Origin of the sequence: Bdellovibrio bacteriovorus, assembly GCF_048286975.1 — a bacterium.
GTDB lineage: Bacteria > Bdellovibrionota > Bdellovibrionia > Bdellovibrionales > Bdellovibrionaceae > Bdellovibrio > Bdellovibrio bacteriovorus_H.
In genome coordinates this window covers 181697-194775 of the sequence record NZ_JBLVRT010000007.1, presented here as the reverse complement: position 1 = coordinate 194775, position 13079 = coordinate 181697, and the positions used below count along the sequence as shown (strand labels likewise).

The window sequence follows — 13079 nt, the reverse complement described above, 5'->3', positions numbered from 1 at the left end:
GGAAGTAAGTTGCAAAGAACGAAAAGGTTAGTGTAAGAAGCTAACCACTTTGATTAATAAACGCTTTGCTGGTGTTTATAGCAGAGGGGCCACACCTGATCCCATTCCGAACTCAGAAGTTAAGTCCTCTTGCGGCGATGGTATTGCATGGGCGACCATGTGGGAGAGTAGCACGACGCCAGCTCTATTTTACTTGAACCCGGGTTACGAAAGTAATCCGGGTTTTTTTGTGTCCAAAATCTGCTAGTAGATAAAAGAAAAGCCCGGCAAGAACCGGGCTTTTTTCGTTTGTGGAGATGTCGTTTTAAAGAGTCGTTGAACTATTAAAGGTGCTTTTTCATAACGGACCAGAATGCATTGTAGTCCTCGATGAAAGGCATATGCCCCAGGCCGTTGAGTTCTTCTAATTTTGATTTTGGAATCAGGCGGGTGGCTTGTCTGCCTAGCACCGGATAGTTGCCCATCTTCTTTTTGCTCTCTTCCGGGGCCCAGGCTTTACCGATGGCAGTGCGATCTCTTTGACCAATGATCAGGACAGTCGGTGCTTTGATGTTTTTGAATTCATAAATCACGGGCTGAGTAAATACCATATCGGAAGTCAGAGCTGCATTCCAGGCAATCACTGAATAGTCAGGTCCCAGGATCCAGCCGGTTGGAATTTCAAGCCACTTGTCATATTCCGGTTTCCATTTGCCATCATAGTAACTGTCTAATTGGTATTGTTTGATCTTTTCGGGAGAGCTTGCCAGTTCTCCGCGGAAACCATCTTCGACCGGACGGTAGGAGGTCATGGTTTTCCAGTCTTCAAGACCGATCGGATTCACCAGGAAAAGCTGAGTGATTGAATCCGGGAACATCAGACTCATGCGGCTGGCGACCATACCACCCATTGAATGCCCCAACAGCTTGTATTTTTCTATATTCAATGACTTCAAAAGATTCTGAGTGTTTTGCCCTAAAGCGTGGAAGCTATATTGGTAGTAGGCGGGCTTCGTCGATTTGCCGAAACCAATCTGATCCGGAACAATCACTCGGAATCCTTCGGCCGTCAGGGAGTTAATCAGGGTTTCGAAGTAAGCGCCGGGAAAGTTCTTTCCGTGCAGCAGAACGATGGTGCCCTTGTTACTTTCCTTGGTGGGCCCGACATCCATGTACGCCATCTTCAAGTCCTGGCCTTGGGATTTGAAATTATAGTAGTGCACTGGGAATGGATATTGATAGGTCGACAATACTGAATCGAAGCCTTTGGCTGATTTGATTTCGCTTGCTGGCTTTGTGCTGGTGCTTGCACAGGCGGTGGTCATTAGCAGGGTCGAGAGTATCAGGGCGTTTTTCATGTGATCTCCTTTGCTGTGGGTCTCGAAGTTGCGACGACAAGCTGGGAGTTGCTTTTTTATTCGAGGCCGAAGTTAAAAAATCAGATCAGTGGTTCTAATACTGCCTGAGTTCTTTAGACGGTCAGGCAGTAATTCGGTTCATTTGTCGGAAAACTATTTTGATACTTATTTTGTGCCTTCAGCTGGGGCATTTGGCGCTGGTGGAGCAGTCGGTTTTGCGGAAGTATCCGATTTCGCTGGTTCTTCAGGCTGCGGTGGAGCGACACGATTCAGGTCATTCATCGTATAAGTACGACCGATTTCGAAGATTTTGTTTTTGGATTTAATATCGAACAAACTTGCTTGAATGATGATGCCTGGGTTTTCGTCGTCGGGCAGATCCACGATCTCCAGTTCCAGATAGTTGGCGCCTTCTTTGACTCTTTGGATGTTCGGGCGTTCTTTACCCAGGATTGTTTTTGCCAATACCGAGTTCATGCGCAGCTCAACTGTTGCGATGTTGGACCATTCTGCAGGCAGTTCGCCGTTCGCCGCCAGGTTCTGGAAATCATCATTGATCATTTTGGACAGCTGTTGAGCCGGAGTTAGCTGAACACAGGTGTCGGCTTGTTTGTCGTTGGGCTTCTTTGTGGTGCTTAGTCCCAGGTCGTCCTTCAGGACAATGTAACCAATCGTAAAAGCGGCCAGGATGATGAAGGTGCCCAGTAGTTTTGTGATCATGCAGATGCTCCCAATGATGTGCAGCTTTGGCCCGGCAAGGGCCAGCCCCTTTATTATTGGAAAGAATGACCCTAGCCTCAAAGGCTTTCGCCCCCGGGACCAAAATCGCTCCTTCGGCCTAGGTGACCGGAAGTTTATAAGCCTCTGAAATTGCAGACAAAAAAGTGTCTTTCGGGGGCTCCTGTCCAAGAGATCGACAGGGGCGAGGGTGCCAGAGGGTCAGAATGAAACAGTGAAAGCTCTGTAAAATCATATATTTGTAAAAAACACCCGGCATTGGCACTGACCTTGGATGTATGGAGGTTGAGAGAGGTGTGTCTATGAAAACACTTACCAGAATGGCTGCCATTTCCTTCTTTGTAGGGCTTTACGTGGGATGTTCCCCGGTGAAGTTCTCTTTGGACGACAGCAAATGTAAAGACTCAGGCTGTGTGGTCGAGAATGGCAAATACGCATTCAATTATTCCCAGACTGCGGGCCGCGGTAAGGTCGACATCCTTATAGTAAATGACAACTCTGCCTCCATGTCATTTGAACAGGCAAGGCTGGCGCCTCGATTCCAAAACTTTATTGCTGATCTGGACAACCAGAAAATCGACTATCGTATCGCGATGACGACCACAGATGTGGCAAGATCCGATGCTGGCAGTTTGGTTTCTTTCGGTGGCAATCCTTATATTACCCCGAGCCACAGCAACCGCATGAGTTTGTTCAACAGCACCATTCAAAGACCTGAAACCCTGGCTTGTGAGAAGTTTATTGCCAACTGGATCCGCAACAACGGAGGCAACCTGGCTTCTATTGAGTCCTCAGCTTACTCCCAGGCTTATGCTCAGAACTGTCCGTCAGGCGATGAGCGTGGTGTTTACGCCGCAAATCTGGTTGTTAAAAACAATCCTTCCAGCTTCATTCGCAGCGATGCTCACTTGGCAGTGATCTTCCTGGCGGACGAAGATGAAAGATCCGGTTTGTACGGTAACGGTGGTTATGTTCTGGATCAGATGGATCAGCCAAACTATCTGATCAATAACGTAAAAAGCAGTTTGGGCGCTGACAAGTTCAACTCTTTAAGTGTGCATGCGATCGTGGTGAAAGATAATAACTGTCTTGCTCAGCAAAACAGTCAGACTCTGGATAACTATTCTCCAACCAACGGTCTGGTGACGGGCAGTATCGGGAATGTGTATCTGTCCTTCACAAACAATGGTTGGGGTATGGCTGCAGACATCTGTTCCAACGACTATACTTCCCAGCTGGGACAGATTCGTTCCAAGATCACGGACCGTATCAAGGACATCATGTTGAACTGTTCTAATCCTCAGGATCTGATTGTGACTGTGTCCGGTTCTCCAGTGGGTTATAGTTTGGTTGGTAAAACTTTGAAGTTCAATCAGTACTTGTCCCCGGGCACAAGCGTAAGCATGTCCTACAAGTGTGAATCTCTGGATTAAAAATCAATTTTCAGAGCGTTATGGCAAAGGCAAAGCTTCACGGCTTTGCCTTTTTTATTTTCAGGGGCATTGATCTTTAGTTGGAGGTCTATGCTGTCACTGATTGGGGTGGCTTCAGTTACAAAAGAACTCTTCTCAAAGCGAGACGGGAAGTTTGTTTTTTTGACTAACTTTTTGTCACTACGAATGGGTGATGTTCCATCGTGGAATAAAACTTTTTTGATGTTAAAAATAGCCTCCAGATGTCCTTTAGTCCTGCATTACACATCCGATAATTTACCCATGGGCATGTTAGACAGATACAAAAAAAAGGGCGGCTTCTTTCAACTTCTACAGCTGTTGGAGACATCACCAGCAGCAAAGCGTGAGCAGTTCCTGGGCCTGATCGGTGGCGAAAGCCCGGCTTGGGAAGAAGCACTTCGTAAACGCATCCTGACCATCACACGGGTGTACAGCTGGGACGGGCAGTATCTGGTGGAGATTTTCTCCCGAGTGCAGCCGTTGACGCTGGCCAATGCCCTTCATGGCAATCCTCAAGAACAAGTGGATCAGTTGCTGGCTTGTCTGCCGCCAATTTCAAAACGTAAAATCACTGACATGATGGCGGAGTCCGCTCCGACAGCGGCTGAAAAGTCGACCTGTATTTCCAAGATGCTTTCAGAGGTTCGTGGGTTTGTTTCCCAGGGTATCATCCGTCTGGAAAAGGTGGATCCTGAACTGCACATCCCTGAGAACATCGAAGAGATGCTCAGTGTGAATGCTTTCGCGACACCGACATTTGATTCTGAACCTGTGGCTAAGAAAGATTCGAAGCCCAATATTGTGGGGGATTCGGATCCGGCGTCCCAGCAGGAAAATGAGTTCCTGAAGCGCAAGGTGAATCAGCTGGCTTCCGAAGTGAATGCTTTGAAGCATGAGAACTCGGTTCTTAAGGACAAGTTGTCGCAGATTAAAAAGATCGCTTAGTCTTCGTCATTGAACAGCATTTGGAAACCCCATCTTTTTTGATGGGGTTTTTCTTTTTGGGAATAGACAAAGAGGTTGGGTCAACCTCTTTCGCAAATTTGGCCAATCAATCAATCAATCAATCAATCAATCAATCAATCAATCCTATCTTTCTTTTCATCATTTCATATTGAAACAGTTTGCGCCTGAATTTTGCAAAACCGCGGTGGTGCTTTCATGGAAACTCGTGGTCGTCCTTGGTCTGGATTTCCCGTTATTTTGTCGAGGGTTTAGACAATCTGAATTTTCTCTAAACTCGCTAAAAACCGCCCCCGATAAGCCTTTCGAAGTACGTGAGGTAGTAAAATGTCGCTGCAGATTTTCAGCATGTTTGTTGGGATTGGTATTGCATCATCTTTGACTTTTTCAGCTCAGGCCCAGTCTTTGGCCGATGCGCCGAAAGTCGATCTGGAAACACAATTCTATCAGGAGTTGGCGAAAGAAGCCGGTCAGGACGTTCCAACTGCAAAAGGAATGTTCGAAGAAATTCCGGATGGCTTGAGCACCAAAGAAATCACTCCATCCTGTGATCCGCGTCGTTTTGAAGACAGTATCATTGGCAAGAAGCTTAGCACCGCCCAGTACTATAATGTGGCGCGCGCTTACTTTGCTAAATGTTCAGGCGAACTGACGCAGAAATCCTGGACAGGCCTGCTGGGGCTTTTGAAATTCTCCAAATTCCAGTATCCATTCTTCTCGCACCCTCAGGTGAAAGAGTTTATGGTTAAACTTCCTGATGGCACCCGTGTTCCAGGGGTTTTGGCATTGAAACAGGATGCACGTCCGCGTCCACTGGTGATTGTGAAGTGCGGGGTGTTCTGCTCGGCTTCTCAGTCAGCTTCGATGAAAAGCTATCTGATGCACTTGTTTGACCAGTCTCCGTTCAACGTTTTACTTTTGGCGAACCAGACGGGCATGGACTATATCTATTACAATAAGCGCGTGACTCTGGGCGGTTGGTCTGAAGGTTACGAGGCCATTGAAGTCGGCAAATGGATGATGGAAAAGTGGGAACACAAAGACCGTATCTCCAGCCTGCATTTGATGGGTATCAGTCTTGGAGGTAATGCCGCCGTTATGGGGGCCGCATTCAACGACAAGTATCTTTTGCCAAATGGTCGTAAGGTTTATAACTCTGTAACGGCAATTTGCCCGGTGATCAGTCTTCGTCCGACGCTGGATCATTTGTATGGCACGCAAGTGGTGGGCCGGGCGTTTGCGAAAATGACGAAAGAGCACTTCAAAGAGGCTCGAAACTATGTCACCGACGTGCCGGATCTGATCACGGACAATCACATTCCATCGAACCGCAAGGACATGGCAGATTATATTGGCTCATTGGCTTCAACATCTTTGCAGCGCCGTGGAATTGCCAGTACGACACCAGCCTTCTTTAAAAGTAACAACTTCTGGAACTGGAAAGAGGAAGTCAAAACACCTTTGATGGTATGGGCTTCCAAAGATGACTCTGTCGTGAACAACCGCATCAATGCGGAAGTGATGGAGCATGATGATTTGTATGAAAAGTCTGCGAACGTGGGTGTGTTGAATTTGAAATACGGCAACCATTGTGGATTCTCCTCCTCCTATGGAGCTCAGGCTTCTGCAGCGGTTTTGCGTACGTTTGTTCTGACTCACAGTCCGGAGTTTGTGGACACATACAATACCAAGCAAGAGATGCCTTGGACCTTTGGATTCAAGAAGCTGGGCTCGCAGTATGAACACATCGGCCAGAGCTGGCACTTCTATTCCAATTCCAACCAGGCCAAAGTTGTCTTCCGTCTGTTCAATTGGAATGGGGGGAGTGAGTGCGCTGAAAAGGGCCCATGGTCCGGCAGTGGAACTTGCACCAGCACGCGTGAGTTCTGGGTGCCAATTTCATCATTGAGCAAATTGGGTGCTCGCGTGCCTCGCACCGATGCTGAAGCGCAGGCCTTGACCCGTGAATTCAACACGAAAGTGGAATTCCGTATCAAAGGCCATCCGCTGAATGGTACATATAGCAGTGATTTCTATATGACATGGCGAAGCCACTTCGAATAGGGGAAGCCACTTCGAATAATGAACAATAAAAAGATTCTTCTTACAGGGTTTGAACCATTTCTGGGCGAACCCATCAATCCCAGCCAAATCCTTCTTGAAAACATCAAGAGGGATTTGACGTTTAATGATCAGGTGCACACGCTGCTGCTGCCAGTGTCTTTTGAAAAGGCCCCAAGGCTTGTTGCCGCGGCAATGGCCATGCAAACTTATGACGTTGTTCTGATGCTGGGACAGGCCGGTGGTCGCAAGAACATCTGCCTTGAGCGTGTGGGCCTGAATTGGAATGAAACCGAAAAACCCGACGAAGATGGCAGCACGCCGGTGCGCGGAAGCATTTCCCCGGAGGCACCCTCGGCGCTTTTCACAACGGCCCCCGTTGAACAGTGGATGCAGCTTTTGAAAGAGCATCAGATCCCGGTGGAGATTTCGCTGAGTGCGGGCGGATATGTCTGCAACAATGTTTACTTTAAAACTTTGCAGGTCCTGGGCTCTTCACCCGCGACTGTAGCCTGCTTTATTCATGTCCCTTATCTTCCGGAGCAGGCCGAGGGCAAAGAGGAACGTCCAGCCTTTATGGAGCTGGAGACCATGTTAAAGGCCGTTAAAACGATTATAGGATCGATTTTAGAACGATCCTGATCGTTAGGATCCTAGATAATAATTTTTGAACCTGGTGGCAGACGCCGTCGTCTAAAGATTCAAAACAGGAGGAAACCATGAAGTTTAATCTGGTTTTGGCAGGAGCCCTCGTCGCGACAATGATGTCTACAAATGCCTGGGCTCGTTCAGAGGGGCGTGATCATCACAAGAATGATGAGATCGCCCTGGAAAGTCATTTCAGCCCCAAGAAGATGAAAGAGCTGAATCTGACCGAGGAACAAAAAGACAAACTCAAGGCCATTCGTGAGGCCGCCAAGGCAGAAAAACAAAAATGCCGTGAGGATATGAGAACGGCCCGCAAAGCCTTCAAGGAGGCCCTGCGCAGTAATGCCTCCAAAGAGGCGGTGACGGCCGCTTATCAAAGCATGCTGGAAAAGAAGCAGCAGTTGTCCAAGACTCGTTTGGAGACATTGCTGTCAGCCCGAGATGTTTTGACGGAAGAACAGCGAGCCAAATTATTCAGCCATGGGTCCAAAGGATCTGAGGAGTAGGCGCTTTTGTGAGTTTTTCTGACGCCGCTGACTTTGCGAAGTTCTATGAGGCCCATGCACACAAAGTGCGGGGCCTTCTGTTTCGCTTGGTTGGTGAGTCTGCCTTGAGTGATTTGACTCAAGAGTCCTTCATGAAAGCCTGGGAACACCGTGCAAAGTTCCGGGCAGAAAGTGAAGCGTCGACGTGGCTGTACCGGATTGCCTATAACAGTGCCGTCGATCATCTGCGCAAGGCGGGGCGCAAGGAAGAAGTCAGTCCCGAACAGGTGGAAGAAAGTCTGGAAAAGAATCTTTCCAACCGCGAGCTGGTGGATCTGGCTTTGAGCACACTGGATGTGGATATGCGGGCGGTGGTGGTGCTTTTTTATCTGGAGGATCAATCCTTGAAAGACATCGCCCTGGCATTGGAAATTCCTGAGGGAACAGTAAAATCCCGTTTAAGCCTCGCTCGTCAGAAGATGAGCGAGTTGCTGGAGAAGAAAGGAGTGAGTCTATGAGTGATGGTTCATTCAAAAACTTCCTTAAAGACAATGCGGCCCCGGTGCCGGACGCCCCTTTGGGAGAGTCCTCCCGGATTTGGCGTCACATTGAGGATCGTAAACATCGTCGTCAACGGGTGTGGTGGGTTCTTGTGCCTGCGATTGCGGCGACTCTGGCTTTGGTTATCACAGTGAAAACCCAGAAGCCAGCAGTGGTGGCAGGGGCGGAAGAGGACTATCTTTTCCAGGAATGGAGTGAGTTCTCTAAGGAAGTCGATTCTGACTTTGATCAGGATATGGCCATCATGTTCAATGGAGAATAAAAAACGCGAACCCATCGGGCTCGCGTTTTTGGATCTTTCAGTTTTCAGTTCTTTCTAGCGGATAGTGGAAAGAGCGCGTTTCAAAGCTTCTTCATCTTTCACACCGACAAAGACCAGTTCTGCACGACGGTCTTGTGCTCGGATGCCTGTAGAATCAGTTGCTCCTTTACCCATTGCTTCAACATTCGTGAAGCCGTTTCTTTCCAGGATGTTTTTCACAGAGTCCGCGCGGGCTTGAGAGATTCTTTGATTGACCTCTTCAGTGCCTGTGGCGTCGGCGTAACCGTGAATTTCAACTCTTTCAACCAAGTCTGGATTTTCATTCAGAACTTTGGCGACTTGTTGAAGTTTGCGATTGTCAGCTCCGGAGATCGCATATTGGGAAGAACGGAATTGAATCGCGCTGCCAGCACCGGCAATCATGTTCATGTTCACGTCTTTCAAAGCGGATCCGGCTTCAACTGCGGCCACTGGACGAGCTGGTTCCACTCGTTCTTGATAGGTGATGTCCTCTTGGACTTCTTCCATCACAGTGGGCTCTGCTGCAGCGGTGGATCTGACGGATGTTTTATAAGCGCCAGGGTTCCAGCCAATTTGCAGATCCACCATGTACATGCCGACCTGCTGTTCAGTGTTGTTTGTAAGGGCCTGGGCACGAACCCCCAGACGGGCCAGCCAGCTTGGGCTCATGTTGAACTCTTTTAAGAGTTGCAAGCCCACGAATTGCGCGTCGGCTTGATCCGCGGTGTAGTTTTCACCTTGGTTGAACAGTTGATTTCCGACGACCCCGAACTGCCAGCGATTGTCAGAGACCCAGCGGGCTGCAAATTCCAAAGCGCCATCAGTAATAGCAGTTTCATTGGATGTGCCGGTGGACTGACTGAATTGTTGATTGTTTACACCGTAACCGAGGTCCATGACCCAGGGGCTTTCCAGATACAGGGATCCCAGCAGTTTGATTGTTGAAGGTGTCCCTTCAGTTGCGCCATTGGTTTCATAGCCAGTGTAACCACCGCCCAATCCCAAGAAGGGAAGAACTCCTCGGGGAGTCGTTTGAGCCTCCTCTTTGGAAAATTCCAATGCACTCGTCGTCGCTGAGTCTTGGTTGGCCTGTGCCGTCAGACCGACACTAAGCAAAGCTGTTAGAATGATTGTTTTCATAGTCTTCTCCTTTTTTGTAGAACGTCTTCAGTATTGACCTTATAGGGAATGGGTCAATTTTTAGGAGGTCTGAGAGGGTGTTCTTTGTTGAGATAAATAAAAACCATTCTACTAAAAGTCGGGTGTTTTCTTACTAACGTGTCATACATTGTTAAGTTCGCGTATATGAGACCTGACGCAGAGAGGTGAGGGTTACTTCACTAATTCAGTTAAATAAGGGTTAAAAGAATTCCGATATATATGGAATGAAGAACCACGGAACGTCACTTTTCTTCGTCTTCTTTCTGTTGTCCCAATTCGTGACAGCAGCCCCAAATTCTCTGACTTATCAGGGGCGCATTCTGAAGGCTGATGGAACTCCACTGGAATACAACAACGTCAGCTTCAATTTTGAAATCACAAGTCCTGATGGGTTGTGTGTCATTTATCGGGAACAAGTCAACGGCATCAATCTGGCAAATTCCGGTGGGGTGTTTGATGTTCCCATCGGTAATGGAACCAAAGGGTATCCGGCGGCGCCGACATTCAAACTTTTGGATGCCTTTCAGAACTCCGGAACCAGCTTCACCTGCGATGGTGGGGCCATTTACACTCCGGCCTTTGATGAGATCCGCCGGCTGCGCGTGCAGTTTCATGATGGCTCGGGCTGGAAACTGATTTCCCCTGATTCTGAGGTTCGCTCTGTGCCTTATGCGGGTTATTCTTATTCCGCCGCAAAGCTTGGCAGCAACACCGCGGCTGACTTCGTGCTGAAGTCTGTTTTGCCAACCTGCGGAGCGGGAACATTCCTCAGCTATAACGGAACCAATTTTTCATGTGCAGCGGTGGCAGGGGCCAGCGGTGGCACTGTGACAGATGTGACCTCTGGCAACGCTTACTTGACGGTGGTGAATGGAACTTCAACCCCGACTTTGACATTGAATGTGGGCACGGCCGCAAACACAGTCGCTGCGGGGAATGATTCACGCCTGTCGGATGCGCGTATTCCCACGGGCAGTGCCTCGGGTGACCTGAGCGGCAACTATCCCAGCCCGACGGTGGCTAAACTCCAGGGCGTTGCTGTTGCTTCTGCGGCTCCGACCAGCGGGAACTTTCTGAAATACAACGGGGCTCAATGGACATCTTCTGCAATCGCGACCGGCGATGTCACGGGCTTGGCGGCGACACTGAGCGGGTATGTCACCCAGAGCTCTTTCAATACTGCCGTGGCGGATGCCGGATGCACGGCGGGGCAGACTATGTACTGGTCATCGGGCGTTGGCAAATTCCTGTGTCAGACGTTGAGTGATAGCAGCAAACTGGGAACGACCCTGACTTCTGCGCAAGTATTTGTGGGGAACGGATCCAATGTTGCAACCGGTGTGGCGATCAGTGGAGATCTTTCTTTGGCCAACACCGGGGCGGCCTCAGTGGTCGGTCTTCGTGGAAAAGCGATCAGCGCAACGGCGCCGACGGCAGCAGGCCAGGTTCTTCGTTATGATGGGACTTCAACCTACGTACCGGCCTATCTGTCTTTGGCGGATATTCGTTCCTCGGTTACTGCCACCAATACGATGTTTCCGGCAACAAGCTGTACGTCTTCCCAGACTCTGACGTGGTCTTCTTTGGCCGATACGATGACGTGTTCAAATATCGTTGTGTCGGCTTCAAACTTTGGATCGCAGACGGCAAAAACATTCCTGGCGGCACCGAACGGGGGCAATGGGACTCCGTCTTTCCGCACCATTGCGGCTTCAGATCTTCCCACCAGTGGAGTGGGGGCAGGCACTTATAAATCTGTGACGGTGGATACCTATGGCCGCGTGACGGCGGCGACCAATCCGACGACGGCGGCGGGGTATGGTTTGACGGATGTGTTTATTAAGGACGGAAACTCTTTTGGTCAGGATGCCTTCATTGGAACCAATGATTATTTTGGCCTGGCCCTGAAGACCAACAACCAGTATCGACTTGTGATTGATCGGGACGGAAATGTCGGGGTTAATACGACGTCACCGTCCGCCCCGTTGCATGTGAATAGTAACGGAAGTGGAACTATTCTGGCATCACGGATTTCCAATTCCAATAATGGCGCAGAGATCGCTTTCTATAAATCCCGCGGAACAGATGCCTCTCGTCTGGCTGTTCAAACCGGAGACCGCCTGATGGGGCTTTACGGACTGGGCGCTTATGATGGCACCAACTTTTCCAATAACTCCGGGGCCATTCAAATACTTGCTGCTGAAGATTTTACGGCGACTGCGCACGGAACCTCCATCGACTTTGGGACCACGGCTATCGGCGGTACGGTAAGGCAGACCCGAATGACAGTGAATCCACAAGGCCTTGTGGGGATTGGAACAATCAACCCGATTGCGAAGCTTCATGTGGATGGAGCTGGCGACGGGGATGTTTCCCATTACCTGCTGAATACCGATGATACCAGTGCCAACTCCCGTGCTTTGTTCCTTTTGGGAACAGCGGCGACGGGAGCCCGTTACGGGTATATGTCCCACCAAGGGAGCAACTATTCAGGCATGGGATATACTGCCGCCTCCAAACCTCGAACGACTGTCGTTGCGGGTACAGATACAGGTGGCTTGAATCTTTACGCCAACCAACAGATCGGAATGTGGATCGGCGCTACGGAAGCCCTGAAGGTGAATACGAATGGCTATGTTGGTATTGGGCCGGGAACTCCGCGCCAGCCGCTGGAAATCAACAAAGGCCATATTTTCCATACCGGAGGTGATTTGGTTCACTTCTTTAACAGTTATCATAACGGCACCCAACGTTATGCCGGATATGGTGGTGGCAGTGCGTATGCCGGGGCCATCGGTTATTCCCCGACGACAGGAAGCATGTATTTTGCGACTTCATCGGCGGTGGGGGCGACGGATACCTCGGTCACTGGCAGCGCCAATCACATGACTATCGATAAGAATGGAAACGTGGGGATCGGAGCTACGACTCCGTCTTATAAGCTGCACGTTGTTGGGACTGCGGGATTGAGTACGGGGACGGCCTGGACGAATGCTTCGGATCGTCGCTTGAAGGACATTCACGGCAACTATGAATATGGTCTGAACGAAATCCTTAAACTGCGAACCATTCGCTACAATTACAAAAAAGACAATGCTCTAAGACTTCCTTCTGATGTTCCAATGACAGGGTTTGTGGCCCAGGAAGTTCAACAAGTGATCCCGGATGCTGTGAAGACTCGCGCGGACGGCTATCTGGAATTGAATGTCGATCCGATTCATTGGGCTACGGTGAACGCGGTTCAGGAACTGTATGGACAGATCATGATTCTGCGTCAGGAAAATGAATCCGTGCGTAAAGAGAATGAAGAACTTAAAAAGCAGTTGCAGCAACAGGCCGCCGATCTGGAATTGATCAAAACCCGTTTGGGTATCAAATAGCATTGTGG

At 49.4% G+C, this 13079-nt stretch carries 11 protein-coding genes and 1 rRNA gene; 9 read left to right on the top strand and 3 right to left on the bottom strand.

Going from position 1 to position 13079, the window contains the following annotated elements:
- The first annotated feature begins 67 nt into the window (after positions 1–67).
- Positions 68–184: ribosomal RNA gene (gene rrf / locus ACNQKP_RS17305) — 5S ribosomal RNA — on the top strand.
- Positions 185–323: 139 nt separating this feature from the next.
- Here rrf and ACNQKP_RS17300 read toward each other — a convergent pair.
- Complete coding sequence (locus tag ACNQKP_RS17300; RefSeq protein WP_417866409.1) at positions 324–1337, bottom strand: alpha/beta fold hydrolase; 1014 nt, start codon at positions 1335–1337, stop codon at positions 324–326.
- Between the two features lie 165 nt (positions 1338–1502).
- Positions 1503–2057, bottom strand: a complete 555-nt coding sequence (locus ACNQKP_RS17295) for a hypothetical protein (RefSeq protein ID WP_417866407.1) — start codon at positions 2055–2057, stop codon at positions 1503–1505.
- A gap of 320 nt (positions 2058–2377) precedes the next feature.
- Here ACNQKP_RS17295 and ACNQKP_RS17290 point away from each other — a divergent pair, with 320 nt between their 5' ends.
- The 7 genes from ACNQKP_RS17290 (at position 2378) to ACNQKP_RS17260 (ending at position 8509) form a co-directional block, all read left to right on the top strand.
- The gene (locus tag ACNQKP_RS17290; RefSeq protein WP_417866405.1) at positions 2378–3508 is read left to right on the top strand and encodes a hypothetical protein; all 1131 of its coding nucleotides are present in this window, start codon (positions 2378–2380) and stop codon (positions 3506–3508) included.
- Positions 3509–3790: 282 nt separating this feature from the next.
- Positions 3791–4474, top strand: a complete 684-nt coding sequence (locus ACNQKP_RS17285; RefSeq protein WP_015090015.1) for a FliG C-terminal domain-containing protein — start codon at positions 3791–3793, stop codon at positions 4472–4474.
- A gap of 345 nt (positions 4475–4819) precedes the next feature.
- Positions 4820–6556 carry an alpha/beta hydrolase family protein gene (locus ACNQKP_RS17280; protein ID WP_417866403.1) on the top strand — a complete coding sequence of 579 codons (1737 nt, stop codon included), beginning with the start codon at positions 4820–4822 and terminating at the stop codon, positions 6554–6556.
- Between the two features lie 18 nt (positions 6557–6574).
- The gene (locus tag ACNQKP_RS17275) at positions 6575–7195 is read left to right on the top strand and encodes a pyroglutamyl-peptidase I (protein ID WP_417866401.1); all 621 of its coding nucleotides are present in this window, start codon (positions 6575–6577) and stop codon (positions 7193–7195) included.
- A 77-nt stretch (positions 7196–7272) separates the two neighbouring features.
- Complete coding sequence (locus tag ACNQKP_RS17270; protein WP_417866399.1) at positions 7273–7707, top strand: Spy/CpxP family protein refolding chaperone; 435 nt, start codon at positions 7273–7275, stop codon at positions 7705–7707.
- Positions 7708–7715: 8 nt separating this feature from the next.
- A complete protein-coding gene (locus ACNQKP_RS17265; protein ID WP_417866397.1) occupies positions 7716–8204 on the top strand; it encodes an RNA polymerase sigma factor in 489 nt (162 codons plus the stop codon).
- Positions 8201–8509, top strand: coding sequence for a hypothetical protein (locus ACNQKP_RS17260; RefSeq protein WP_417866395.1), 309 nt, complete (start codon positions 8201–8203; stop codon positions 8507–8509). The genes ACNQKP_RS17265 and ACNQKP_RS17260 overlap by 4 nt, the downstream gene beginning before the upstream one ends.
- Before the next feature lie 54 nt (positions 8510–8563).
- Here the strand turns inward: ACNQKP_RS17260 and ACNQKP_RS17255 are convergent, their stop codons facing one another.
- Positions 8564–9670 carry an OmpA family protein gene (locus ACNQKP_RS17255; RefSeq protein ID WP_417866393.1) on the bottom strand — a complete coding sequence of 369 codons (1107 nt, stop codon included), beginning with the start codon at positions 9668–9670 and terminating at the stop codon, positions 8564–8566.
- Between the two features lie 245 nt (positions 9671–9915).
- Between ACNQKP_RS17255 and ACNQKP_RS17250 the strand changes: the two genes are divergently transcribed.
- The gene (locus ACNQKP_RS17250) at positions 9916–13071 is read left to right on the top strand and encodes a tail fiber domain-containing protein (protein WP_417866391.1); all 3156 of its coding nucleotides are present in this window, start codon (positions 9916–9918) and stop codon (positions 13069–13071) included.
- The last annotated feature ends 8 nt before the right edge of the window (positions 13072–13079 follow it).